This window comes from Rhizobium sp. OAE497 (assembly GCF_040546565.1).
Classification (GTDB): Bacteria; Pseudomonadota; Alphaproteobacteria; order Rhizobiales; family Rhizobiaceae; genus Rhizobium.
Window position 1 is genome coordinate 166280 of the sequence record NZ_JBEPOA010000002.1, and the last position, 23310, is coordinate 189589.

The window sequence follows — 23310 nt, forward strand, 5'->3', positions numbered from 1 at the left end:
CACTGCCCGCTTGGGCAAAGGAGAAGCCTATGGATAATCACGACCATTCCCACCATCGCGGCCACGGAGCGCATGATTGCTGCTCCGGCCATAGCCACGGCACTGGTGCCGAGGCTCCGGTCACGCGCGATCCCGTCTGCGGCATGACGGTCGATCCGAACGCCGGCAAGCCGAGCCTCGTTCACGAAGGACACAGCTACCATTTCTGCTGCGACGGCTGCCGCACGAAGTTTGAAGCGGCGCCGCAGGATTATCTGACCGCCAAGGATCCTGTCTGCGGCATGTCGGTCGACCGCTCGACGGCAAAGCACTTCCTGAAGCATGAGGGCGCGAAGTTCTATTTCTGCTCCGCGGGCTGCAAGGCAAAATTCGAGGCGAACCCGGTGGATTACCGCGACGGCAACCGCCCGGCGCCGAAGCCCATGCCGAAAGGCACGCAATATACCTGCCCCATGCATCCCGAGGTGATCAGCGATCATCCCGGCGACTGCCCGAAATGCGGCATGGCGCTAGAACCAATGGGCATCCCGCCGGCGGACGAAGGCCCGAACCCGGAGCTTGTCGATTTCACCCGCCGCTTCTGGGTGAGCGCAGTGCTCGCCGTGCCGCTGCTGGCGCTGACCATGGGGCCGATGATCGGCCTGCCGCTGCGCGACATGATCGGCGAGGCGCGCGCCGTCTGGCTGGAGCTTGCGCTGGCGACGCCCGTCGTGCTCTGGGCCGCCATTCCCTTCTTCCGCCGCGCCTGGGCATCCCTCGTCAACCGCAGCCCGAACATGTGGACGCTGATCGGCCTCGGCGTCGGCACCGCCTATCTCTACAGCGTCGTCGCGACATTGGCGCCCGGCCTGTTCCCGATGAGTATTCGCGGCCACGGCGATACGGTTCCGGTCTATTTCGAGGCCGCTGCCGTCATCGTGGCGCTGGTCTTCGTCGGCCAGCTGCTTGAGCTGAAGGCACGCGAGCGTACCGGTTCGGCGATCCGCGCCCTGCTCGACCTTGCCCCGAAGACCGCGCGGCGGATCAATGCCGATGGCAGCGAGATCGATATCGAGGTCGACGACATCGCCAAGGGCGACCGCTTGCGGGTGCGCCCCGGCGAGCGCGTGCCGGTCGATGGACTGGTGAGCGAAGGACAGTCGACTGTCGATGAATCGATGATATCAGGCGAGCCGCTGCCGGTCGAAAAGACCAGGGGCGATGCCGTCACCGGCGGCACGATGAACCGCAACGGCAGCTTCATCATGACCGCCGAGCGCGTCGGCGCCGAGACGACCCTGTCGCAGATCGTCGATATGGTCGCCAAGGCGCAGCGCTCGCGCGCGCCGATCCAGGGGGCGGTCGATCGCGTCTCGGCCGTCTTCGTTCCCGCCGTCGTCGCCGTCGCGATCATCGCCTTCGGCGCCTGGATGGCCTTCGGACCCGAGCCGCGCCTCGCGCATGCGCTGATCGCCGCCGTCGCCGTGCTGATCATTGCGTGCCCCTGTGCCCTCGGTCTTGCAACGCCGATGTCGATCATGATCGCCACGGGACGTGGCGCCCAGGAAGGCGTGCTCATCAAGGATGCGGAAGCGCTGGAGCGCTTCTCGAAGGTCGATACGCTGATCGTCGACAAGACCGGCACCCTGACCGAAGGCAAACCGCGCCTCACCGACGCCGTCGCTCTCGGCGGCATCGGCGAAAGCCGGCTGCTCGCCGCTGCGGCCAGCCTTGAACGCGGCTCGGAACATCCGCTCGCCGAGGCAATTGTTGCCGGTGCCGAAGAGCGCGGCATTGCAACCGCCGACGTCACGTCATTTGAAGCAGTCACAGGCAAGGGCGTCTCCGGCCTCGTCGGCGGCGCGAAGGTCGCCCTCGGAAATGCCGCGATGATGCAGGATCTCGGCATCGATACCTCGGCGCTCTATCAACAGATCATCGCGCTGCGCGATGAGGGCAAGACCGTGATGTTCGTCACCATCGACGGCAGCCTCGCAGGCTTCGTCGCCGTCGCCGACCGGATCAAGCCGACGACGGCAGCCGCAATCCGGGCGCTGCACGAAAGCGGCCTGCGGATCATCATGGCAACCGGTGACAACGAGCGAACCGCCAAGGCCGTGGCAAGGCAACTCGGTATCGACGAAGTGCGCGCCGACGTCCTGCCTGAGGGCAAGAAGGCGCTGATCGACGAACTGCATGCCAAGGGCGCCGTCGTCGCCATGGCCGGTGACGGCGTCAACGACGCTCCCGCGCTTGCCGCGGCCGATGTCGGCATTGCCATGGGCACCGGCGCCGATGTGGCGATGGAAAGCGCCGGGATTACCTTGGTGAAGGGCGATCTCAACGGCATCGTTCGCGCCCGCCGTCTGGCGGAAGCGACGATGCGCAACATCCGCCAGAACCTCGGCTTCGCCTTCGGCTATAATGCGCTCGGCGTTCCCGTTGCCGCCGGCATCCTCTATCCGGTGCTCGGCCTGCTGCTCTCGCCGATGATCGCGGCGGCGGCGATGAGCCTGTCCTCGGTCTCGGTCATCGCCAATGCGCTGCGGCTGCGCGTGCAGAAACTTTAGGAGACTTCGATGAATATCGGCGAAGCATCCGATCGCTCCGGCCTTCCGGCAAAGACGATCCGCTATTACGAGGATATCGGCCTGATCCGCCCCGAAAGGGGCGGAAACGGCTATCGCGACTACGATATCTCTGACGTCCACAAGCTGCGCTTCCTGCAGCGCTCCCGCGGCCTCGGCTTTTCCGTCGAGGAATGCCGCCAGCTGCTTGCGCTCTATGAAGACAAGAGCCGCGCCAGCGCTGACGTCAAGGACATCGCCCAGACCAAGCTTACCGAGATCGACCAGAAGATCCGCGAGATGATGGAACTGCGCCGTACGCTGGAACATCTCGTCCACGCCTGCCACGGCAACGACCGGCCGGATTGCCCGATACTGGAGGAGCTTTCGGAGGGGGCGAAGGTCTAGAAATCCACGCCGATCACCCTGATATCCGTCAAGGCGAAGCCGGCATCCTTGGTGAGGATCGGCACGTTCCGGCTTTTCGCGACGGCATAATGAAAGCAATCCGCAAGATTGAGCGCATCGTTGCGCTTGTCATCGACATGACGGTGCCTGCCATGGAGGTCGAAGGCTCTCAGCGCGAGGTCGTTGTCATCAGGCGTGACAGGCAGCACGACGATATCCGCCAGCCGGATAAAGGCACCCAGTCTTTCTTGAGCTTCAGCCATCGAGCCTTGGGATTTCTTGCGATAGAGCGCCGCGGCGGCTTCCCAGACCGCGATAACGGATGTGCAAAGCGATCCCGGGGCGGCTTCTTCGAGCGCAGTGATGAAGCGATCTGACTGCGGCTCCTGCAACAAGATAGCCAGCATTACCGATGCATCGACGAACATCAGTAACCGCCGCTCAGTTCGTCGAAGAAGGCCTTGTCCAGCACCACGTCATTATCAGGCAGAGCAGCAATCTGCGCCTGCAGCGGCTTTAGCCGCGCGGCAAGAGGCAGTTTCTCATCGTGACGGCGAAGTTCACCTTCCAGCGCAAGGAGAACAGCCTCGGTTTTATTGACGTGCATCTTGGCCGCCAGCTCTTCAGCCAGCTGATTGACGCGCTCATTTCTGATATTCAGCGGCATGTCAGCATCCTTGTGTAGACATACACAATATAGCGTCTACACAGGCTCGCGCCAAGAACTCGAAAAATTTGATGAGGCCGTGGAATAAATCCCGGCCAGCATCCGTATACTCAATCATGGAACGGAAAGAACGCCCATTCGATGTCATCGGACAGCTCGCAGCCCTCAGGCGCTATGCGCGTGCCCTGGTGCGCAATTCGGATGAGGCCGAGGATCTGGTGCATGATGCGCTGGTGCGCGCCTACGAGAAGCGTCAGAGCTTCCGCGGCGGCGGCAATCTTCGGACGTGGCTGCTTTCCATCGTTCACAACGCTCATATCGATCGCGTTCGCCAGAACCGGTCGCTGACACGCAGGCATGACGAAGCGGCCCTCGAGGCGGACCAGTCGCTGCCGGCAGGACAGGAACACGCCGTGCGTCTCCAGCAGGTTCGCGACGCCTTCTTCAACCTGCCGGAGGAACAGCGAGAGGCGCTGCATCTCGTCGCCATCGAAGACCTGTCCTATCAGGAAGCCGCGGCATCGCTCGGCATTCCCGTGGGTACGCTGATGTCGCGCATCTCGCGTGCCCGCGCTCAGCTTCGGGAATTCGAGGAGAAGACGCCGCGCGTTTCGCACCTGCGCTTAATCGGAGGGAACGGCAATGAAAGCAGTTGATCCGATCATCGATACCGATCTCGACGCCTATGTTGACGGCGAGCTGGATGTTGCGCGCCGCATTCAGGTGGAATCCTACCTCTCTGAGAACCCTGACATCGCCGCCAAGGTGATGGCCGATCTCAGCATGAAGGGTGAACTGCGCCTGGCGCTTGCCGGCGAGGATACATTCGGCCGGATCGAGACGCGCGATGCCGCACGCCGCCTGGAGCGTGGCCTTTCCTACGGCCGCATCCTGCATACGGTTCAGCGGATTGCCGCCGTCGCCGTACTCGTGGCCGCCGGCTGGGTCGCTCATACCTCGTTCGGCGCCTTCACGGCGACGGAAGTGGCTGCCTCGACGCCGGCTCCGGCCTATGTCGAAGACGCCGTTCGCGCCTACCAGACGGCGCAGTTGCGCCAGACCATGCCGTCGCAGACGGCACCGCATTACAACGCCGACGAAATTCGTGCGGCGACTGCAATTACCATGCCCGAGCTGCCGAAGGGCTGGAAGGTCTCTGATGTTCAGATCTTCCCGTCGGAATTCGGCCCGAGCGTTGAGATGGCTATCCAGGAAGCGGACGGGAAGCAGCTTTCGCTGTTTGCCGTCAGGCCGGGGGCGTTTGCCGTGCAACCGGTTGGCCATCTCGCGCTCGACAATGCAGAGGCCGCCTACTGGCAAATCGGCGAAGTGGCCTATGCCCTCGTTGCCGGTGACGGTGGTTCCAACCTCGATAGGGCGGCCGAAGGCCTTGCCCGTTCGCTGTACTAGTTTGAAACCGAGGAGATCAGAATGAACCAGATCAACCCGCGTTACGGCTACGGCTCTGCCGCCGGCTCGCAGGCCCTCTTCGACGAGGGACTCCGCCAGCATATGCTGCGCGTTTACAATTACATGGGCATCGGCCTTGTCATCACCGGCATCGTCGCCTTCATCGTCGGCTCGACGCCGGCTCTCTACGTGCCGATCTTCCAGTCGCCGCTGAAGTGGGTGGTGATGCTGGCTCCGCTCGCCTTCGTCTTCTTCTTCTCGTTCAAAATCCAGACGATGTCGGCAAGTGCTGCGCAGATGACCTTCTGGGCCTTCTGTGCCGTCATGGGCCTGTCGCTCGCCTCGGTGTTCCTGGTGTTCACCGGCACGAGCATCGCCCGCACCTTCTTCATCGCCGCAACGATGTTCGGCGCGACCAGCCTCTATGGCTACGTCACCAAGCGTGACCTGGCGAAGGTCGGCTCGTTCTTGATGATGGGCCTGATCGGCGTCGTCATCGCCAGCATCGTCAACATCTTCCTTGGCTCGTCTGCGCTGCAGTTCGCCATCTCGGTCATCGGTATCGTCGTCTTCGTCGGCCTGACCGCTTGGGACACGCAGAACATCAAGGAACAGTATTCCGAAAACCATGATCAGGAATCGAACCAGAAGCTTGCCGTCTTCGGCGCTCTGTCTCTCTACCTGAACTTCGTCAACATCTTCCAGCTGCTGCTCAACTTTACGGGCGAGCGGGAATAGGACTGCGCTTCTGGGGGCAATGGAAGCGCTAGAGCGCCCGGTCCGCAATCTGTGACAGGATGGCGGGCCGGGCGTTCACCCTTTAAAGCAAAAGGCCGGAGCGAAAGCTTCGGCCTTTTTGCATTCCGGGTGCACTTTATAGTGCAGATCAGATGATGCCCCAGGCGCGGTAGCGGCCACGGCCGGTGATCTCGCGAATGCCGATCTCGTTCAGCAGATTGAGCGCGCCGCGGCTGGTCACCTTCAACTGCTTGGCGACCATCGCTGATGATACCATCGGCCGCGATAGCACGAATTCCGCCAGTTGCGGCAGGCTGCTGTTCGAGCGGCGATCCCTGAAGCGCAGCTCCATTTGCGTGCGGGCGAGCAGCAGGCGGTCCATCTCCTTGAGGCCGGTGGCAGCACTGTCGCTCATCGCTTCCAGGAAGGCGAGAAGCCGGGTCAGCCGGTCACGCGAGCGGCGCCGCTCGTGGCGGACGCTCTTCAAGCCAGCGTAGAAGGAGAAAAGGTGCGAGGACACCTTTCCCCGCGCCCGCAGATGGCTGGAGACCAGCAGGCCGCCGAGCCAGGATTGGCGTCGCAGCGGCTCGATCCGCTCCCAAGCGTCGAAAAGAACGGCGGCGGCGAGAACCGGCGGCAGCTCGCCCGCGAGCGGCAGCACACCGCGCCAATCGGCAAGCCGCTGCCCCTCATCCCATTCGTCATCGCCGAAAAGGCCGAGCGGATCGTCGCTGCGCTTCTCCTTCGGCCGCTCTTCCTCGGCCTCGACAGGCTTGCCCATATGGGCATCGAGCAGTCGCTGCGAGCGGGCGAGTACCGCGTCGATTTCCGCAAGCTCGGCCGAAAGCAGCTGATCGGGCTCATCCGCCTCTTCTGTAGCAGCGGCAAAACCCTTGGTCTCAGGTGCCGTGCCCTCGTCCAGCCCCGCCCCCGCCAGCGCATTGAGACCGGCCGCGCTCAGCGCCCAGGCGGGGTCAGAAGTCCAGATGCGGCGCCGCGCGCGCAGCACGGCATGGGCGATCGTCAGCTCATGGCTCGGCGTGCGGCTGTCCATATGCGCGTCGTGGAGCACGAGATCCTCGACATGCACGAGCTCGCCCGCCACCCAAAGGGCCCCCGCTGCATCGAAGAAGTGGCCACGTTCGGCAAAGCCTTCGCCAACCGGCGAGCGCGCCGCCCGTTCATCGACACGCGCTAGCATGTCCTCCGCCTGCACCACGGCAGGGAGAAGGCTTTTCAGAAGGGCATTGTCGATCTCGTGGCGCACGTCATTTTCCGGAAGTCATTTCGACCTTTACTTCCGCTATTTGACCGATGATTCGCAACCGGCGCGCCGATCAAATCTCAGGAAGCCGGGCTGAAACGGGCAACGAGCGCGTGGCGATCACCGGGATAGGTGAAGCGCACATGGGTGACGGGACCGGCATTGCTCCAGGTTCGGCGCTCGACGACGAGGCAGGCGGTGCCGCGGGGAATGTCGAGCGCATCCGCCGCATTGCTGCTAGCGGGCGAGGCGTGGATCTTGTGCTCGGCTGTCGTCCAGGGCACCTGTTTCACCAGCCACGGACCGGGCGCGGTTTCGGCGAAATCCGCGGTCGCCGCATCCGGCACGGTTTCCAGATTGATCAGACGCTCCTCAAGGCAGAAGGGGAGCGCGCCAGCAAAGTGGACGCAGGTGATCTCGCGAAGCGGCGCGCCGGGCGCGACGTCGGGAAGCTGACCCTCGCCGGCCTTCGCCTTGCGAGTTTTCTGGGCGATGACCCGATAGCTGTAGGCCACGTTCAGCGACTGAACCTCGGCCTTGATATCGTGGATCTCGAGAACCGCGGACTGCGCCTGCGGTTGGGTGACGAAGCTGCCGGATTTCTTGCGGCGTTCGATCAGTCCGGCCTTGGCAAGCTGGGTCAGCACCTTGTTGACCGTCATTCGCGAGCAACCATATTGGGTGGCGAGATCGACCTCGAACGGAATGCGGTGGCCCGGCGGCCACTCGCCCGAAACGATGCGGCCTTCGATCTCGCTCAAGATGCTCTGATGCAGCGTGGCATCCTTGCTTGCCATATCAGGCTCCGGTTGACGTCCCTTCCCGCTCTATTGCGGATGCCGCAGAAGCGAAAGCCCTAGGCGGAGAGAAGTTCGCCCATTGCCGCCAGGAAACGGCGATTGATCGCCTCGCGCTTGCGATGGCGCCCGCCCTCGACCTGCTTGCGGCCGAGCGACCAGACGCTGTCGACACGCACGCCGCCTGCGAAGATCCAGTGGTCGAGGAGCTGATCGCCGGCGAGATAGGGCACGGCGCCGCAATCCAGCGAGACGATATCGGCATCATTGCCTTCGCCTAGCCCGGCCTTGGCGGCGAGCGCCGCGCTGCCACCTTTCACGGCATTGTCGAACAGGTTGCGGCCGGTCGAGCCGCCGGTTTCGGCGATGACATTGCGGGCGCGGCGGCCGAGACGCTGCGAATATTCCAGCTGGCAGAGCTCGCCCGGCAGCGAGATCATCACATTCGAATCCGAACCGACGCCATACCGGCCACCCTCTTCCAGGAAGAGCGGCGCTGCGAACATGCCGTCACCGAGATTGGCTTCGGTGATCGGGCAGAGACCGGCGATCGCGCCGCTTCTTGCCATGCCACGCGTCTCGTCATTGGTCACGTGGGTCGCATGGATCAGGCACCAGCGGCCATCGACCGGGGCATTTGCCAGCAACCACTCGACCGGCCGCGCGCCGGACCATGAGATGCAGTCCTCGACCTCCTTCACCTGCTCGGCGACATGGATATGAACCGGGCCATCGCCGGCCAGCGGCAGGATTGCCTTCAGCTCATCCGGCGTCGCGGCGCGCAGGCTGTGCGGCGCGATCCCGAGATGCGCACCGTCGAGCTTACCGGTGATCGACGCGCAACGCTCCATCAGGCGGCCGAAGCCATCGATGGAGTTGATGAAACGGCGCTGGCCATCGATGGGCACCGCGCCGCCGAAGCCGGAATGGGCATAGAAGACCGGCAGCAGCGTCAGGCCGATCCCCGTCTCCGCGCTTGCCGCGCCGATCCGCCCGGCAAGCTCGGCGATATTGCCATAAGGGCTGCCGTCCTTATCGTGGTGCAGATAGTGGAACTCGCCGACGCGCGAGAAACCCGCTTCCAGCATCTCCATATAGAGCTGCGCCGCAACGGCCTCGACATGATCGGGCGTCATCGACAAAGCGAACTTGTACATGACGGTGCGCCAGCTCCAGAAGCTGTCATCCGCGGGGCCGCGAACCTCGGCCAGTCCAGCCATGGCCCGCTGGAACGCGTGGCTGTGCAGGTTCGGCGTTGCCGGGATCAGCACCGCATGGCGCTCGTCAGCGGCGTCAGCCGCGACGCCGGTCTCGATCTTGGCAATCCGGCCGCCTTGCAGCGTCAGCCGCACATCGCTCTGCCAGCCGTTTTGCAGCAGGGCATTCTTTGCATGGAGGGTCGTCATCGCTTGCTCCCTTTGAAGGCGTCCATCTTTCTTTTCCATGGAAGCGCCCAAAATTCCACTTGTCACCCGGTTATTATGTATATACATGTTTCGACATAAGGAAAGGCGTAAAGCTGATGACAGGGGATAATCTTCATAGCGAAATGGAGCGGCCGAGCCTTTGGCGCAATGCCAGACTGGCGACGCTCAATCCAGCGCAATCCGGTCTCGGGATCATCGAGAGGGGCGCCATCGTCACCGAAAACGGCCGGATCACTTATGCCGGCCCGGAGAGCGAACTGCCGGTTTCGATGATCGAGCGCGCCGAGATCACCGATCTCGAAGGACGCTGGGTCACCCCCGGCCTCGTCGACTGCCACACGCACATTGTCTATGGCGGCAATCGCGCCCGCGAATTCGAAATGCGCCTCGAAGGCGCCACCTATGAAGAGGTCGCCCGCGCCGGCGGCGGCATCGTTTCCTCGGTCAAGGCGACCAACGCGCTCTCCGTCGACGGCCTCGTCCAGGCCTCGATCCGGCGGCTGGACACGCTGCTTTCCGAAGGCGTGACGACGATCGAGATCAAGTCCGGCTACGGGCTGACGAGCGACGGCGAACTGAAGATGCTGGAAGCCGCCCGTGCTCTCGGCACCATCAGACCGGTTCGCGTCAAGACCAGCTATCTCGGTGCCCATGCGACACCCGCTCACTACAAGGGCCGCAACGGCGATTATATCAGCGAAGTCGTACTGCCGACGCTGGATGAAGCCCACAAGCGCGGCCTTGCCGACGCCGTCGATGGTTTCTGCGAGGGGATCGCCTTCTCGACCGAAGAAATCGCCCGCGTCTTCGATCGCGCCAAGGCGCTTGGCCTGCCGGTCAAGCTCCATGCCGAGCAGCTTTCCAATCTCGGCGGCGCCAAGCTCGCGGCCGGCTACGGCGCCCTCTCCGCCGATCATCTCGAATATCTCGATGACGAAGGCATCGCGGCCATGGCCGCGGCCGGAACCGTCGCCGTGCTGCTTCCCGGCGCCTTCTACGCCATCAACGAGAAGCAGAAGCCGCCGGTCAAGGCGCTGCGCGCCGCAGGCGTGCCGATCGCTATCGCGACCGACTGCAACCCCGGCACCTCGCCGCTGACCTCGCTGCTGCTGACGATGAACATGTCGGCGACGCTTTTCGGCCTGACCGTCGAGGAATGCATTGCCGGTGCCACCCGCGAAGGCGCACGCGCCCTCGGCCTTCTCGGCGAAACCGGAACGCTGGAGACCGGAAGATCTGCGGATCTGGCGATCTGGGACATCGAGAGCCCCGCCGAGCTCGTCTACCGCATCGGCTTCAACCCGCTTCACGCACGTGTTTTCAAGGGCGAAAGGATCGACCGTTGACCATCACCCTCCATCCAGGCTCCGTTTCTCTGAAGCAGCTGGAAACCATCTACTGGACCGGTGAACCGGCCAGGCTCGATGCGTCCTTTGACGCAGGGATCAACAAGGCAGCGGCCCGCATTGCCGAGATCGCGGCCGGCAATGCACCGGTCTACGGCATCAATACCGGCTTCGGAAAGCTTGCCTCGATCAAGATCGACGCTGCCGATGTCGCAACGCTGCAGCGCAATCTCATCCTGTCGCATTGCTGCGGCATCGGCGCGCCGCTGCCTGAGAATGTCGTTCGGCTGATCATGGCCCTCAAGCTGGTCTCGCTCGGCCGCGGCGCTTCCGGCGTGCGGATCGAGCTGGTGCGGCTGATCGAAGGCATGCTCGAAAAGGGCGTGATCCCGGTGATCCCCGAAAAGGGTTCGGTCGGCGCATCCGGCGATCTTGCGCCGCTGGCGCATATGGCTGCGGTGATGATGGGCGAGGCTGAAGCCTTCTTCGCGGGGAAGCGTCTCTCCGGCACCGAAGCGCTGAAGAAGGCCGGACTTGAGCCTGTGGTGCTTGCCGCCAAGGAAGGCCTGGCGCTGATCAACGGCACGCAGACCTCCACGGCGCTGGCGCTGGCAGGCCTCTTTCGCGCCCACCGGGCGGCACAATCGGCGCTGATCACCGGCGCGATGTCGACCGATGCGGCGATGGGCTCCTCGGCTCCGTTCCACCCTGACATTCATACGCTGCGCGGCCATCGCGGCCAGATCGATACGGCAGCGGCGCTGCGCGCCCTGCTCGACAACTCGGTCATCCGCCAGAGCCATATCGAGGGCGACGAGCGCGTGCAGGATCCCTATTGCATCCGCTGCCAGCCGCAGGTCGATGGCGCCTGCCTCGATCTTCTGCGCTCGGTCGCCCGTACGCTTGAGATCGAAGCCAACGCGGTGACCGACAATCCGCTGGTTCTCTCCGACAATTCCGTCGTCTCGGGTGGCAATTTCCATGCCGAGCCGGTCGCGTTTGCTGCCGATCAGATCGCCATCGCCGTCTGCGAAATTGGCGCGATCGCCCAGCGCCGCATCGCGCTTCTGGTCGATCCGGCCCTCTCCTACGGCCTTCCGGCCTTCCTCGCCAAGAAGCCCGGCCTGAACTCCGGCCTGATGATCGCCGAGGTCACATCTGCCGCGCTGATGAGCGAAAACAAGCAGATGTCGCACCCGGCATCGGTCGACTCGACGCCGACTTCGGCCAACCAGGAAGACCACGTTTCCATGGCCTGCCACGGCGCCCGCCGCCTGCTGCAAATGACCGAAAACCTGTTCGGCATCGTCGGCATCGAGGCGCTGACCGCCGCCCAGGGCGTCGAATTCCGCGCCCCGCTTGCCACCAGCCCCGAGCTGCAGAAGGCGATCGATGCGATCCGCACCGTCGTGCCGACGCTCGAAATCGACCGCTACATGGCCAATGACCTCGAGGCTGCCAGCAGCCTGATCGCTACCGGCACGCTGAACGCGTCCGTATCCGCCAACATCCTTCCTTCCCTGGAGATCTGAGATGAGCAATCCGCGTCACAACATCCGCGAAATCCGTGCGCCGCGCGGCGACCAGCTGAATACCAAGAGCTGGATGACCGAAGCGCCGCTGCGCATGCTGATGAACAATCTCGATCCCGATGTGGCCGAGAACCCGAACGAGCTCGTCGTCTACGGCGGCATCGGCCGCGCCACCCGCACCTGGGACGATTTCGACCGCATCACCGCGACGTTGAAGACGCTGAACGAGGACGAGACGCTGCTGGTTCAATCCGGCAAGCCGGTCGGCGTATTCCGCACTCACAAGGATGCACCGCGCGTTCTGATCGCCAACTCCAACCTCGTACCGCACTGGGCGACCTGGGATCACTTCAACGAACTCGACAAGAAGGGCCTTGCGATGTACGGCCAGATGACGGCCGGTTCGTGGATCTATATCGGTACCCAGGGCATCGTGCAGGGCACCTACGAAACCTTCGTGGAAGCCGGCCGCCAGCACTATGACGGCAATCTCAAGGGTAAGTGGATCCTTACCGGCGGCCTCGGCGGCATGGGTGGCGCACAGCCGCTCGCAGCCGTTATGGCCGGCGCCTGCTGCCTCGCCGTCGAATGCGACGAAACTCGCATCGATTTCCGTATCCGCACCCGCTACGTCGATGAAAAGGCAAAGACGCTGGATGAGGCGCTGGCGCTGATCGACAAGTGGACCAAGGCCGGTGAAGCCAAGTCCGTCGGTCTGCTCGGCAATGCCGCCGAAATCTTCCCCGAGCTCGTCAAGCGCATGAAGGCCGGCGGCGCACGCCCCGACATCGTCACCGACCAGACCTCGGCACACGATCCCCGCAACGGCTACCTGCCGGTCGGCTGGAGCGTCGAGGAAGCAAAAGCCAAGCGCGAAACCGATCCGAAGGCCGTCGAAGATGCCGCCCGCGCCTCGATGCGCCAGCATGTCGAAGCCATGGTCGCCTTCTGGGATGCCGGCGTTCCGACGCTCGACTACGGCAACAACATCCGCCAGGTCGCCAAGGACGAAGGCTTCGAGAATGCCTTCGCCTTCCCGGGCTTCGTTCCGGCCTATATCCGCCCGCTCTTCTGCCGCGGCATCGGCCCGTTCCGCTGGGCAGCCCTTTCGGGCGACCCGGAAGATATCTACAAGACCGACGCCAAGGTGAAGGAGCTGCTGCCTGACAACAAGCATCTGCACAACTGGCTGGACATGGCCAGGGAGCGCATCGCCTTCCAGGGTCTGCCGGCACGCATCTGCTGGGTCGGCCTCGGCGACCGCCACAAGCTCGGCCTCGCCTTCAACGAGATGGTGAAGAACGGCGAGCTCAAGGCTCCCATCGTTATCGGCCGCGACCACCTGGATTCCGGCTCCGTCGCCTCGCCGAACCGCGAGACGGAAGCGATGAAGGACGGCTCGGACGCCGTTTCCGACTGGCCGCTGCTCAACGCGCTGCTGAACACCGCATCGGGCGCCACCTGGGTGTCGCTCCACCACGGCGGCGGCGTCGGCATGGGCTTCTCGCAGCATTCCGGCATGGTCATCTGCGCCGACGGCACCGATGACGCCGCCCGCCGCCTCGGAAACGTCCTCTGGAACGACCCGGCCACCGGCGTCATGCGCCACGCCGATGCCGGCTACGACATCGCGATCGATTGCGCCAAGGAAAAGGGCCTGCGGTTGCCTGGGATTCTCGGGAACTGAGGGATCACACCAATTGGATAAGGCCGCCGTATCGTGCGACGGTCTTGTCCACGGTGATCAGCGAAAGTCCCTCGACGAGCGATTGCGCGATAAGGATGCGGTCGAAGGGATCCCCATGAATATGGGGAAGTCCGCCGACGGCAACGGCATGTTCCCCCATTAGCGGAAGCTCACGGTAACTGTGATCTATCAGCGTTCGCCTCAGCCTCTCGGCATCAACAGAGAAATCGGGAAATCGCTTCAGCGACGACTTGATTGCAATTTCCCAAATGCTGACCGTTGAGAAAAAGACATCGTTCTCGACATCTTCGAGCAGTTCACGCGCTTTGTGCGGCAGCTTCCAAGACATGCCGCTCATCCAGAGAAGAATATGCGTATCAACAAGGAGCTTCATCGGTCCTTGAACTTGTCGGGATTGCCGTAGAACATCTCTTCAATCTCTTCGGCCATCATCGTGTCGAAATCGTCGGGGACCTTGATCTGACCGTCCATGAACCCAATGCGACGCTTCTTCGGCTTCTCCGCTTCATCGATGGGTACGACCTTACCGATCGGCTTGCCTGCCTTGGCGATGATGAAGGATTCGCCCTTGGCGACCTTCTCCATCAAGCGCGACAGGTTGGTCTTGGCTTCATGGATATTGACGATTTCCATGGCGTAACCTCATTGAACTTAGTCCACTAAACTTAGTCCACTTGCCCGCAATTTTCAATCCGGAGCCCGGCATGTCCAGCATCACCCATCTGAAAGCCGCCAATCACCGCCGCATGCCGTGGAAGAATGGCGGCGGGGAGACCGTCGAGATAGCCGTCTTTCCCGATAACGCAGCGCTTGGCGATTTGGACTGGCGGGTTAGCATGGCAACTGTCGCAACCGACGGGCCGTTCTCGATCTTCGAAGGCATCGATCGGACGCTGTCGATCCTTTCCGGCGAGGGCATGGCGCTCACCATCGACGGCCGCGAACCGGTGCTTCTGACCAAGATAAGCACGCCGCTCGCCTTCCCGGCCGACGTGCCTGTCATGGCGACGCTCTCCGGCGGAGCAATAACCGATCTCAACATCATGACCCGGCGCGGACGCCTTGAGCACACTGTCGAGCGCCGGGCTGTCGATGGTATGCTTGAGGAAGCCGTCCAGGCCGGGACAGTGCTGCTCGTCAGCCGCGATGGAACCGTCATCTGCACATATGATGGCATGCAGATCGACCTCGATCATGACGATGCCCTGTTATTGCAGCTGGATTCGCCTTCCGCGCTCAAACTCCACGGGTCGGGAACCGCCTATCTGATCCACATCCACGCGCTGTGATGCCACTCTGAAATTCCCTCTACTTTTGTATAGACAAGACAAAACCGGCGTGCCTAATATGCCAATAAACAGGCACACCGAACGCATGCCTAAACAAAGAGCAGGGAACGTCAGACATGAAAAAAGCATCTGTTATTGCTGCGGCTCTTGCCGCGCTTCTCGCCGGTAGCGCGGCTCATGCAGCCGAAACCAAGGTTTCGATCGGCATCTCGGGCTGGACCGGTTTCGCGCCGCTGACGCTGGCCAAGGAAGCCGGCATCTTCAAGAAGCACGGCCTCGACGTGTCGATCGTCAAGGTGCCGCAGGCGAGCCGCCATCTGGCGCTGGCATCCGGCGACATCCAGTGCGCGGCAACGACCGTCGAAACCTGGATCGTCTGGAACGCGGCCGGCGCTGCGACGACGCAGATCTTCCAGCTCGACGTGTCGCACGGCGCTGACGGCATTGCCGCCAAGCCGGGCATCGACAAGATCACCGATCTCAAGGGCAAGTCGGTCGCCGCCTCGGCGCCGGGCACCTCCCCCTACTTCCTGCTTGCCTTCATTCTCGCCAAGAACGGCATGAGCATGAAGGACGTGAAGGTCGTCAACATGGAGCCGGGTCCGGCGGCGCAGGCGCTGCTCGCCGGCCAGAACGACGCGGCCGTGACCTACGAACCCTACCTCTCCAGCGTCCGCGCCGCGCCAGACAAGGGCAAGATCATCGCCACGACGCTCGATTATCCGGCGGTCATGGACACGTTCGGCTGCACCACCGCCTTCCTGAAGGACAATCCGGAAGCCGCCAAGGCGCTGGCTGCGAGCTATTACGACGCGCTGGAGATGATCAAGACCGACAAGGACAAGTCCTTCGAGATCATGGGCAAGGACGTGAAGCAGTCCGGCAAAGAATTCGGCGAATCCGCCGCCTATCTGGAATGGCAGGACAAGGCCGCCGCCCAGAAATTCTTCGAGACCACCTTCAAGAGCTTCAACGAGGAAGCCGCCGACCTGCTGCTGCAGGCAGGCGTGATCAAGAAGAAGCCTGATCTGACGACGCTCGCCGATCCGTCCTTCATCAAGTAATCCCTGAACGCCACGGGAGCGCGCGGGCGAAACCTGCGCGCTTCCGAGACCATCGAGAAGGCGCGGCATGCATCCACTACAACCCATCGGAGCCCGCAGCAGACTGCTCTACGGCCTGCTGTTTTTCGTGATTTTCTTTGCGGGCTGGGGCTATGCGACGCTCGGCGGCTTCGTTTCCAAGACCTTCCTCGCCGACCCGATCACCATGGTGCAGGACGGCTATGATCTCTTGGTCAACCAGGGCTTCCTCTTCGATATCGGCATGACCGTCTGGCGCGTCGTCGGCGGTTTCATCCTGTCGGCGCTGGTTGCCGTTCCGATCGGCATCCTGATGGGCGCCTACAAGCCGGTCGAGGCTCTGCTCGAGCCCTTCGTCTCCTTCGCCCGCTATCTGCCGGCCTCCGCTTTCGTACCTTTGCTGATCCTCTGGGCCGGCATCGGCGAGACGCAGAAGCTGCTGGTCATCTTCATCGGCGCCGTCTTCCAGATCGTGCTGATGGTCGCGGTTTCGGTTTCCAACACGCGCCGCGATCTGGTCGAGGCCGCCTATACGCTGGGTGCCGGAGACAGCGGCGTTGTCCGCCGCGTGCTCATTCCCGCCAATGCACCCGATATTGCCGAGACGCTGCGTCTCGTTCTCGGCTGGGCCTGGACCTATGTCATCGTCGCCGAGCTGATCGGCGCGTCCTCGGGCATCGGCTACATGATCATCAACAGCCAGGCGCTGCTCGCCACCGGCCAGATCATCTTCGGCATCATCGTCATCGGCCTGATCGGCCTCGTCTCGGATTTCGCCTTCAAGTGGGCCAATCGCCGGCTCTTTGCCTGGAGGCTCGCATGAGCGAACTCGTCATCAAGGGCGTCAGCCGCACCTTTCCGGGCGTTCATGGCGGCCAGCCGACGCTGGCATTGCAGCCGACCGATCTCGATATTCCCCGCAACGACTTCGTGACCATCCTCGGACCCTCGGGCTGTGGGAAATCGACCCTGCTGCGCATCATCGCCGGCCTCGACAAGCCGACGACGGGGACCGTGACGCTCGAAGGCAAGGCGGTGACCGGACCGGGCGCCGACCGCGGCATGGTCTTCCAGTCCTACACACTCTTCCCTTGGCTGACGATCCGCGACAATGTCGCCTTCGGCCTGCGCGAGAAGGGCGTGCCGGAGAAGGAGAAGAACGAGATCGTCGCCAGCTATATCGACAAGGTCGGCCTGCGCGGCTTCGAGAACCACTGGCCGAAGCAGCTTTCCGGCGGCATGCAGCAACGCACGGCGATTGCCCGGGCGCTCGCCAACAATCCGAAGATCCTGCTGCTCGACGAACCCTTCGGCGCGCTGGACAATCAAACGCGCGGCCTGATGCAGGAGCTTCTGCTCGGCATCTGGGAACGCGAGCAGAAGACCGTCATCTTCGTCACCCATGATATCGAGGAGGCCGTGTTCATGGCCTCGCGCGTGGTGACGATGACGGCACGGCCTGGGCGTATCAAGTCGATCACGCCGGTCGATCTGCCGCATCCCCGGCATTACACGGTCAAGGCCAGCCCGGAATTTTCGGCACTGCGCCTGAAGCTCACCGAAGAAATCCGCAGCGAGGCGATCGCCGCGGCGGCGCACGGATAGGGAAGCAGGCCATGGGGGACATGCCGCTTCACCTTCGCATCCAGAACGACGTCGAGCGCAGCATTCTCTCCGGAGAATGGCCGCCCGGCCATCGCATTCCGTTCGAACACGAGCTGACTGTGCAATATGGCTGCTCTCGAATGACGGTGAACAAGGCGCTGACCGATCTCGTCAAGCGGGGCCTGATCGAGCGGCGGCGCAAGGCGGGCACCTATGTCCGCTTCCCGCATGCGCAATCGGCGGTGATGGAAATCCACGATCTCCGGCGCGAGGTGCAGGCCCTCGGCCTCCCCTATCGCTACACGATCGCCAGCCTGAAGGTCCGCCGCGTGAAGCGCGAGGACAGCACGCGCCTCGACCTCGAGGCAGGGACATCGGTGCTCGACATCGTCTGCGATCACTTTGCCGGCGACCGCCCATTTTGCCACGAACAGCGCCTGATCAATCTTTCCGCCGTTCCCGAGGCTGCCGAGGAGCCCTTCAAGGATAGCCCGCCCGGCACATGGCTGCTCGGCAAGGTGCCCTGGAGTTCAGCCGAACACCGCATCCGCGCCGAGCCCGCCAAGGCCGATATCGCCGCAGCGCTGGCGATCCCCACGGGCAGCGCCTGCCTGGTCATCGAGCGCAAGACGCAGAGCGGCGATGTGCATGTCACCCATGTGAAGCTCACCTACCCGGGCGATAGCCACGAACTCGTGGCGCAATTCGCCCATGGCGGATAGCCTTACGCCTGATCCAGCTCGCTCCTCAGCCGTTGCAGGAAGAGCTTCAGCTGTTCTTCGTCGACGCCGACGAGATGGCGCTTTTCGGGATAGGCGCCGTTCTTGACGTCATCAGCGAATTCGGTGAAGGCGGCGATCCGTTCGCGCTGCAGCCGGTCATATTCGGCGGCGAAATTGCGGTAGACCTTGGCGTGGCGCGGGTAGTGATCGCGGTTGGCGCCGAGCACGTCGTCAGCGAAGAGATATTGCGCATCGCAGCCGGTACCGGCGCCCATCGAGATCATCAGCATCGAGGTGTTCTGGCTGATCGCTGCGGCGACTTCGCCGGGCACGACCTCGATCTCGGCTGCGAAGGCGCCTGCCTCTTCCAACGCCTTGGTCTGCCGCCAGATTTCGAAGGCGCTGGCGGCCGTCTTGCCGACAGCGCGGAAGCCGCCGGTCCAGGTCGCCTTGGAGGGAATGAGGCCGACATGACCGCAGACCGGAATGCCCTCTTCGCGCATGCGGCGGATGGTCGAGAGACCCGCAGCGCAATAGACAGCGTCACCGCCGGCTTTCAGCGCCTTGAAGGCTTCGCGCAGATATTCCTCGGCGCTGACATAATCGCCATATTCGAGGCCGGGAACGGCAAACGGGCTCGGCGCCGCCTCACGGAAAACTGGGCCGAGCAGCGCCGGGGGAACGGAGACCATGTCGATCTTCGCCTTCTCCGCGGCTTCCGCCTCCTCAAGTGTGGTTACGCGCAGCATCGTAAGCTGACGCTTACCTTTTATCGACAGAAGATCGGCAACGGTCGGCCTGCTATGCTTCTTCATCTTGTTCTCCGTTCAGGCCGCGAGCAGCGACTTCAGTTTGACATTGCTGGCGGTCAGCGCCGCCGGATCGGGATGGGCACGCGCGGCGATCAGCATTTCCGCAAGGCGGATATCGCGGGCGACAGCGTTGCCGGTGCCGATGCCGCTTGCGGCCAGCAACCGTCCCTCGCCATCGAGGTGAAAGAGGATGAAGGCGCCATCGCCGAGGTCGCGCCGCAGATGCGTGACGGCCCCATCGGCAAGTCCGGCGATCTGCAGCGTCAGGTCATATTGATCCGACCAGAACCACGGAACGGCCGAAACAGCCTCGTTGGCACCCATCATATTGGCTGCGGCGAGGTTGCCCTGCTCCTGGGCATTGCGCCACGACTCAAGCCGCACGCGTTTACCGCCGTAAATTTCAAGGGGAAAAGAGCAGCAGTCGCCGGCGGCATAAATGTCCGGCGATGAGGTCTGCAAATGCGCGTCGACGGCGATGCCGTTCTCGATCGCCAGGCCAGCGGCTTGCGCCAATTCCACATTCGGCTGCGCACCGATGCCGACCAGGATAAGATCGGCCTCCAGCCTCTCGCCGGCAATCTTGATGAAGGCATGGCCGGTCTCTTCGCCGACGGCCTCAATGGCGGCGCCACAGCGCAGATCGATGCCTTCGCCGCGATGACGCTCGGCAAGCGCCAGCGCGATTTCTTCGGGCACGCCACGCTTCAGGACGCGTTCCAGCCCCTCGACGAGGGTGACGCGAGCGCCGAGCTTGATCGCGGTGGCGGCAACCTCGAGGCCGATAAAGCCACCGCCGATAATGGCGATGTGCCTGCCGGGCTTCATCACATCGCGGAGCGAAACAGCGTCGTGATGCGTGCGCAATGCCCGGATCCGGGCGCTAACGGCCGGTGCACCCGGAAAGGAACGCGGGCTGGCGCCGGTTGCGAGCAGCAGCTTGTCATAGGAGAGGACGGAGCCATCGGAGAGAACGACGCGCTTGGCTTCCGCATCGAGGCTCTTTGCCGATACGCCGGTCAGCAGGCGGATGCCAACTTCCGCGTAGCGCTCGGAGGCGGCAATCAGCTTCGGCTCGAGGGCTTCGCTGATGCTCGCCTTCGACAAAGGCGGGCGCTCGTAAGGCAACAGCGGCTCGGTGCCGACAAGGGTGATCTCGCCGTCAAAGCCCTTTTCACGCAAAGCAAAGGGCGGCCCGGGCGCCGCATTCGCCGGCCCCGATGATGACGAAGTGAGACATGGAAGCCTCCTCAGATGGAGATGAAGACAGAGCCGCCTTCGACCTTGACCGGATAGGTCTTCAGGTTGACGCAGACGGGTGCGCCCTTGGCCTCGCCGGTCTTGTAGTTGAAGCGGCCGTTATGTTTCGGACATTCGATGATGTCTTCCATCACAAGGCCATCGGCGAGATGGATGCGCTCGTGGGTGCAGAGCCCGTCGGTTGCGAAGAATTCATCGTCAGGGCTGCGATAGACGGCGAAGGTCTTGCCGTCATGGTCAAAGCGCATGACATCCTCTTCGTCGATATCATCCTTGGCGCAGACTTCGATCCAGTTTCCGCTCATATCTTCCTCCCAGAATTATCGTTGTCTTACTGAGCCGCCGGGGCGAGCTCGGCGTGGAACTCCTCGCGATACGGCCGCGCCGTCTGCGGCAGTTCGCGCTTCAGGAAATAGTCCTCGTTTCGCAGCTGGCGAAGAAAAGCCGGGATCATTTCCTTGTAGCCCGACCACATCGACGGGTTCGGCGCCGGAAGGTCGTGCTTGATCATCGCATGCAGCTGCGGCAGCGCATGGTAAGGCACCATCGGGAACATGTGATGCTCGACGTGGTAGTTCATGTTCCAGTAGATGAAGCGGCTGATCGGGTTCATGTAGACCGTGCGGCTGTTCAGCCGGTGGTCGATAACGTTGTCGGCCAGGCCGCCATGCTGCAGCAGGCCGGTCATGACATGGTGCCAGGCGCCGTAGAGACGCGGCAGGCCGATCAGCATCAGCGGCAGGAACGAGCCCATATAAATCGCGAGTGCGATGGTCGCCACATAGATCGCCAGCCAGATGCGCGCGACGCGGATCGTCTTCGGCTGCTCCATCTCGGGAATGAATGTCTTCTCGGCCTCGCTGATGACGCCGGAGGCGTTACGCAGCATGTCGATCACGGCATAGCCGGCATCGAGGATGCCGAAGAAATTCAGGATCAGCCGAAAGAGATCCGGCGGACGCATGACGGCAATTTCCGGATCGCGGCCGACAATGACGGTGTCCGTGTGATGACGGGTATGGCTCCAGCGCCAGGTCACCGGGTTGCGCATGATCATGAAGCAGGCGATCTGATAGACGGCATCGTTCATCCAGCGCGTCTTGAAGGCCGTGCCGTGGCCGCATTCATGCCAGCGGCTGTCGGACGCCGAGCCGTAGAGAACACCATAGGCGAGGAAGAACGGGACGCAGATCCACGAACCCCAGAAGTAGATGCCGAGGCCGGCGAAAACCAGCATGCTGCCGAGCCAGATGATCGTGTCGCGGATCGCAGGCGCATCCGAGCGCTGCATCAGCGCCTTCATCTCCTTGCGCGCTACGTCGGTGTGATACCATTGCGCTGCCGCAAGCCCGGTCTCAACCGCCCGGCGGCTGCTCTCCCCCAGCAGGCTGTAGTCGCGTTTCATCGTCTCGGTCATCTTTGCCTCCCGCCAATCCCTGGCTGACATGAAGGTTAAGTTGACTTTGCCCAGGGCTCAATGCAGTCTTGATATATTCTATCAAAAACCATCACACTTGGCTTTCATCTGTGATGGATTATATCAGGAACCGTCATGCGCCGACCGACGATATCAGACCTTGCCCATGCATCCGGCGTCAGTGTCGCGACCGTCGACCGCGTGCTCAACGGACGCCACAAGGTGCGCGAAGAAACGGCACGGCGCGTCTATGACGCGGCGCAATCGATCGGCTACCACGCTGTCGGCCTGATCCGGCAGCGCGTCTTCGAGGACCTGCCGCGCTATCAGCTGGCCTTCCTGCTGCAGAAGCCGATGCAATCCTTCTACCAGGCTTTTAGCCGCGAGATCGAGATCGCGGCAGCGGCCTGCACCACCGCGCGGCTGCAAATCCAGATCGATTATCCGGCGGCCTCCACGCCTGCCGCCATTACCGAGAAGCTCCGGACGCTGACGGCCCGCAACCAGGCGGTGGCCATGGTGGCCCCGGATTATCCGGCCGTCACTGCAGCCGTGGAAGAGCTGAAACACAAGGGCATCCCGGTCTTTTCCGTGCTGTCGGATTTCGCCGAGGGAACGCGCGCGGGCTATATCGGCCTCGATAACCGCAAGGTCGGCCGTTCCGCGGCCTGGACGATCGCCCGCACGGCCGGCAAGCTCGGTAAGGTCGCCTGTTTCGTCGGTAGCCATCGCTTCCATGGGCATGAGCTTCGGGAAGTCGGCTTCCGCTCCTATTTCCGCGAGGAAGCGCCCGATTTCGATGTGCTGGAAACGCTCATCAATCTCGACACCGTGGAGATCACCCATGAGGCGACGTCGACGCTGCTGCAGAAACACCCTGATCTCGTCGGCCTCTATGTCTGCGGTGGCGGCATGGAAGGGGCGATCGCTGCGATCCAGGAGGAGAAACGCACCGGCGAGGTCGCCCTGATCGTCAATGAGCTGGTGCCGGAGAGCAAGGCCGCGCTGATGGACGGAACGGTGACCATGGCACTCAGCACCCCGCTGCCGGCGATCTGCCGCGAGCTGGTCGCCCAGATGATCGCCGCCATCGGCAACGGTGAGGCGGCAGTTCCCGGCCAGACCTTCCTGCCGTTCGAGATCTATATTCCGGAGAATATCTAGAATGATGGATTTCCATCATTCATCATGAAAATCTGTCACGGATGATAGGATGGACAGGCGTCTGCCTGCTGGCGCCTCGGCAAATTTCGGATAGAGATTCCCCCGGGCTAGATTTG

At 62.9% G+C, this 23310-nt stretch carries 24 protein-coding genes and 1 pseudogene; 14 read left to right on the forward strand and 11 right to left on the reverse strand.

Going from position 1 to position 23310, the window contains the following annotated elements; translation table 11 throughout:
* Window positions 1-29: 29 nt before the first annotated feature.
* On the forward strand, window positions 30-2549 hold the full coding sequence (locus tag ABIE40_RS20300; protein ID WP_199625502.1) for a heavy metal translocating P-type ATPase: 2520 nt from the start codon (window positions 30-32) through the stop codon (window positions 2547-2549).
* Between the two features lie 9 nt (window positions 2550-2558).
* Window positions 2559-2954, forward strand: a complete 396-nt coding sequence (gene cueR, locus ABIE40_RS20305) for a Cu(I)-responsive transcriptional regulator (RefSeq protein WP_130280131.1) — start codon at window positions 2559-2561, stop codon at window positions 2952-2954.
* On the opposite strand, the gene ABIE40_RS20310 is transcribed toward cueR, so the two are convergent.
* Both ABIE40_RS20310 and ABIE40_RS20315 read right to left on the reverse strand, forming a co-directional pair.
* Window positions 2951-3382 (reverse strand): type II toxin-antitoxin system VapC family toxin, encoded by a 432-nt coding sequence (locus tag ABIE40_RS20310; RefSeq protein ID WP_199625503.1) that lies wholly within the window; start codon window positions 3380-3382, stop codon window positions 2951-2953. The two genes, cueR and ABIE40_RS20310, sit on opposite strands and share 4 nt — an antisense overlap.
* Entirely contained in the window at window positions 3382-3621 is a 240-nt protein-coding gene (locus ABIE40_RS20315; RefSeq protein ID WP_112712534.1) for a type II toxin-antitoxin system VapB family antitoxin, read from the reverse strand. Before ABIE40_RS20315 ends, ABIE40_RS20310 begins: the two co-directional genes overlap by 1 nt.
* Before the next feature lie 116 nt (window positions 3622-3737).
* Between ABIE40_RS20315 and ABIE40_RS20320 the strand changes: the two genes are divergently transcribed.
* From ABIE40_RS20320 to ABIE40_RS20330, 3 genes are read left to right on the forward strand one after another with little or no spacing between them, the layout of a single operon-like run.
* The gene (locus ABIE40_RS20320) at window positions 3738-4277 is read left to right on the forward strand and encodes a sigma-70 family RNA polymerase sigma factor (protein ID WP_130280137.1); all 540 of its coding nucleotides are present in this window, start codon (window positions 3738-3740) and stop codon (window positions 4275-4277) included.
* Window positions 4264-5031, forward strand: coding sequence for an anti-sigma factor family protein (locus ABIE40_RS20325; protein ID WP_130280139.1), 768 nt, complete (start codon window positions 4264-4266; stop codon window positions 5029-5031). The genes ABIE40_RS20320 and ABIE40_RS20325 overlap by 14 nt, the downstream gene beginning before the upstream one ends.
* A gap of 21 nt (window positions 5032-5052) precedes the next feature.
* Complete coding sequence (locus ABIE40_RS20330; protein ID WP_112712540.1) at window positions 5053-5769, forward strand: Bax inhibitor-1/YccA family protein; 717 nt, start codon at window positions 5053-5055, stop codon at window positions 5767-5769.
* 148 nt (window positions 5770-5917) lie between these two features.
* On the opposite strand, the gene ABIE40_RS20335 is transcribed toward ABIE40_RS20330, so the two are convergent.
* The 3 genes from ABIE40_RS20335 to ABIE40_RS20345 all read right to left on the reverse strand — a co-directional run bounded on the left by ABIE40_RS20335 (window position 5918) and on the right by ABIE40_RS20345 (window position 9236).
* Entirely contained in the window at window positions 5918-7036 is a 1119-nt protein-coding gene (locus ABIE40_RS20335; protein WP_199625504.1) for an RHE_PE00001 family protein, read from the reverse strand.
* Between the two features lie 77 nt (window positions 7037-7113).
* Window positions 7114-7830: a histidine utilization transcriptional repressor HutC gene (hutC, locus tag ABIE40_RS20340; RefSeq protein WP_199625505.1), complete on the reverse strand. Its 717-nt coding sequence runs from the start codon at window positions 7828-7830 to the stop codon at window positions 7114-7116.
* Window positions 7831-7889: 59 nt separating this feature from the next.
* On the reverse strand, window positions 7890-9236 hold the full coding sequence (locus tag ABIE40_RS20345) for a formimidoylglutamate deiminase (RefSeq protein WP_199625506.1): 1347 nt from the start codon (window positions 9234-9236) through the stop codon (window positions 7890-7892).
* 116 nt (window positions 9237-9352) lie between these two features.
* On the opposite strand from ABIE40_RS20345, the gene hutI reads away from it, so the two are divergent.
* Genes hutI through hutU form a run of 3 tightly spaced genes read left to right on the forward strand, consistent with a single transcriptional unit; the run spans window position 9353 to window position 13822 of the window.
* Window positions 9353-10603 (forward strand): imidazolonepropionase, encoded by a 1251-nt coding sequence (gene hutI, locus ABIE40_RS20350; RefSeq protein ID WP_199625507.1) that lies wholly within the window; start codon window positions 9353-9355, stop codon window positions 10601-10603.
* On the forward strand, window positions 10600-12135 hold the full coding sequence (hutH, locus tag ABIE40_RS20355) for a histidine ammonia-lyase (protein ID WP_199625508.1): 1536 nt from the start codon (window positions 10600-10602) through the stop codon (window positions 12133-12135). The genes hutI and hutH overlap by 4 nt, the downstream gene beginning before the upstream one ends.
* Before the next feature lies 1 nt (window position 12136).
* A complete protein-coding gene (hutU, locus tag ABIE40_RS20360) occupies window positions 12137-13822 on the forward strand; it encodes a urocanate hydratase (protein WP_199625509.1) in 1686 nt (561 codons plus the stop codon).
* A gap of 4 nt (window positions 13823-13826) precedes the next feature.
* Here the strand turns inward: hutU and ABIE40_RS20365 are convergent, their stop codons facing one another.
* A complete protein-coding gene (locus tag ABIE40_RS20365) occupies window positions 13827-14216 on the reverse strand; it encodes a type II toxin-antitoxin system VapC family toxin (RefSeq protein WP_199625510.1) in 390 nt (129 codons plus the stop codon).
* Window positions 14213-14476 carry a type II toxin-antitoxin system Phd/YefM family antitoxin gene (locus tag ABIE40_RS20370; protein ID WP_130280153.1) on the reverse strand — a complete coding sequence of 88 codons (264 nt, stop codon included), beginning with the start codon at window positions 14474-14476 and terminating at the stop codon, window positions 14213-14215. The genes ABIE40_RS20365 and ABIE40_RS20370 overlap by 4 nt, the downstream gene beginning before the upstream one ends.
* An 80-nt stretch (window positions 14477-14556) precedes the next feature.
* Between ABIE40_RS20370 and ABIE40_RS20375 the strand changes: the two genes are divergently transcribed.
* The 5 genes from ABIE40_RS20375 (at window position 14557) to hutC (ABIE40_RS20395) (ending at window position 18541) form a co-directional block, all read left to right on the forward strand.
* Window positions 14557-15132 (forward strand): HutD/Ves family protein, encoded by a 576-nt coding sequence (locus tag ABIE40_RS20375; protein WP_199625884.1) that lies wholly within the window; start codon window positions 14557-14559, stop codon window positions 15130-15132.
* 116 nt (window positions 15133-15248) lie between these two features.
* On the forward strand, window positions 15249-16196 hold the full coding sequence (locus tag ABIE40_RS20380; protein ID WP_199625511.1) for an ABC transporter substrate-binding protein: 948 nt from the start codon (window positions 15249-15251) through the stop codon (window positions 16194-16196).
* Between the two features lie 67 nt (window positions 16197-16263).
* Window positions 16264-17037 (forward strand): ABC transporter permease, encoded by a 774-nt coding sequence (locus ABIE40_RS20385; protein WP_199625512.1) that lies wholly within the window; start codon window positions 16264-16266, stop codon window positions 17035-17037.
* Entirely contained in the window at window positions 17034-17819 is a 786-nt protein-coding gene (locus tag ABIE40_RS20390; RefSeq protein WP_199625513.1) for an ABC transporter ATP-binding protein, read from the forward strand. Before ABIE40_RS20385 ends, ABIE40_RS20390 begins: the two co-directional genes overlap by 4 nt.
* 20 nt (window positions 17820-17839) lie before the next feature.
* Window positions 17840-18541, forward strand: coding sequence for a histidine utilization transcriptional repressor HutC (gene hutC, locus ABIE40_RS20395; protein WP_199625514.1), 702 nt, complete (start codon window positions 17840-17842; stop codon window positions 18539-18541).
* 2 nt (window positions 18542-18543) lie between these two features.
* Here the strand turns inward: hutC (ABIE40_RS20395) and ABIE40_RS20400 are convergent, their stop codons facing one another.
* The 4 genes and pseudogenes from ABIE40_RS20400 to ABIE40_RS20415 all read right to left on the reverse strand — a co-directional run bounded on the left by ABIE40_RS20400 (window position 18544) and on the right by ABIE40_RS20415 (window position 22030).
* Window positions 18544-19356 (reverse strand): 3-methyl-2-oxobutanoate hydroxymethyltransferase, encoded by an 813-nt coding sequence (locus ABIE40_RS20400; RefSeq protein ID WP_199625515.1) that lies wholly within the window; start codon window positions 19354-19356, stop codon window positions 18544-18546.
* Window positions 19357-19368: 12 nt separating this feature from the next.
* Window positions 19369-20593, reverse strand: a pseudogene (locus ABIE40_RS20405) (NAD(P)/FAD-dependent oxidoreductase).
* Window positions 20594-20603: 10 nt separating this feature from the next.
* Window positions 20604-20918: a MocE family 2Fe-2S type ferredoxin gene (locus tag ABIE40_RS20410; RefSeq protein ID WP_130280165.1), complete on the reverse strand. Its 315-nt coding sequence runs from the start codon at window positions 20916-20918 to the stop codon at window positions 20604-20606.
* A gap of 26 nt (window positions 20919-20944) precedes the next feature.
* Entirely contained in the window at window positions 20945-22030 is a 1086-nt protein-coding gene (locus ABIE40_RS20415) for a fatty acid desaturase family protein (RefSeq protein WP_199625517.1), read from the reverse strand.
* Window positions 22031-22165: 135 nt separating this feature from the next.
* Between ABIE40_RS20415 and ABIE40_RS20420 the strand changes: the two genes are divergently transcribed.
* Window positions 22166-23194 carry a LacI family DNA-binding transcriptional regulator gene (locus ABIE40_RS20420; RefSeq protein WP_199625518.1) on the forward strand — a complete coding sequence of 343 codons (1029 nt, stop codon included), beginning with the start codon at window positions 22166-22168 and terminating at the stop codon, window positions 23192-23194.
* The last annotated feature ends 116 nt before the right edge of the window (window positions 23195-23310 follow it).

What these genes read in the sequence shown, in the direction of transcription:
- ABIE40_RS20300 (WP_199625502.1), top strand. Translation starts at nt 30, where the DNA reads ATGGATAATCACGACCATTCCCACCATCGCGGCCACGGAGCGCATGAT.
- cueR (WP_130280131.1), top strand. Translation starts at nt 2,559, where the DNA reads ATGAATATCGGCGAAGCATCCGATCGCTCCGGCCTTCCGGCAAAGACG.
- ABIE40_RS20310 (WP_199625503.1), bottom strand. Translation starts at nt 3,382, where the DNA reads ATGTTCGTCGATGCATCGGTAATGCTGGCTATCTTGTTGCAGGAGCCG.
- ABIE40_RS20315 (WP_112712534.1), bottom strand. Translation starts at nt 3,621, where the DNA reads ATGCCGCTGAATATCAGAAATGAGCGCGTCAATCAGCTGGCTGAAGAG.
- ABIE40_RS20320 (WP_130280137.1), top strand. Translation starts at nt 3,738, where the DNA reads ATGGAACGGAAAGAACGCCCATTCGATGTCATCGGACAGCTCGCAGCC.
- ABIE40_RS20325 (WP_130280139.1), top strand. Translation starts at nt 4,264, where the DNA reads ATGAAAGCAGTTGATCCGATCATCGATACCGATCTCGACGCCTATGTT.
- ABIE40_RS20330 (WP_112712540.1), top strand. Translation starts at nt 5,053, where the DNA reads ATGAACCAGATCAACCCGCGTTACGGCTACGGCTCTGCCGCCGGCTCG.
- hutC (WP_199625505.1), bottom strand. Translation starts at nt 7,830, where the DNA reads ATGGCAAGCAAGGATGCCACGCTGCATCAGAGCATCTTGAGCGAGATC.
- ABIE40_RS20345 (WP_199625506.1), bottom strand. Translation starts at nt 9,236, where the DNA reads ATGACGACCCTCCATGCAAAGAATGCCCTGCTGCAAAACGGCTGGCAG.
- hutI (WP_199625507.1), top strand. Translation starts at nt 9,353, where the DNA reads ATGACAGGGGATAATCTTCATAGCGAAATGGAGCGGCCGAGCCTTTGG.
- hutU (WP_199625509.1), top strand. Translation starts at nt 12,137, where the DNA reads ATGAGCAATCCGCGTCACAACATCCGCGAAATCCGTGCGCCGCGCGGC.
- ABIE40_RS20365 (WP_199625510.1), bottom strand. Translation starts at nt 14,216, where the DNA reads ATGAAGCTCCTTGTTGATACGCATATTCTTCTCTGGATGAGCGGCATG.
- ABIE40_RS20370 (WP_130280153.1), bottom strand. Translation starts at nt 14,476, where the DNA reads ATGGAAATCGTCAATATCCATGAAGCCAAGACCAACCTGTCGCGCTTG.
- ABIE40_RS20380 (WP_199625511.1), top strand. Translation starts at nt 15,249, where the DNA reads ATGAAAAAAGCATCTGTTATTGCTGCGGCTCTTGCCGCGCTTCTCGCC.
- ABIE40_RS20385 (WP_199625512.1), top strand. Translation starts at nt 16,264, where the DNA reads ATGCATCCACTACAACCCATCGGAGCCCGCAGCAGACTGCTCTACGGC.
- ABIE40_RS20390 (WP_199625513.1), top strand. Translation starts at nt 17,034, where the DNA reads ATGAGCGAACTCGTCATCAAGGGCGTCAGCCGCACCTTTCCGGGCGTT.
- hutC (WP_199625514.1), top strand. Translation starts at nt 17,840, where the DNA reads ATGCCGCTTCACCTTCGCATCCAGAACGACGTCGAGCGCAGCATTCTC.
- ABIE40_RS20400 (WP_199625515.1), bottom strand. Translation starts at nt 19,356, where the DNA reads ATGAAGAAGCATAGCAGGCCGACCGTTGCCGATCTTCTGTCGATAAAA.
- ABIE40_RS20410 (WP_130280165.1), bottom strand. Translation starts at nt 20,918, where the DNA reads ATGAGCGGAAACTGGATCGAAGTCTGCGCCAAGGATGATATCGACGAA.
- ABIE40_RS20415 (WP_199625517.1), bottom strand. Translation starts at nt 22,030, where the DNA reads ATGACCGAGACGATGAAACGCGACTACAGCCTGCTGGGGGAGAGCAGC.
- ABIE40_RS20420 (WP_199625518.1), top strand. Translation starts at nt 22,166, where the DNA reads ATGCGCCGACCGACGATATCAGACCTTGCCCATGCATCCGGCGTCAGT.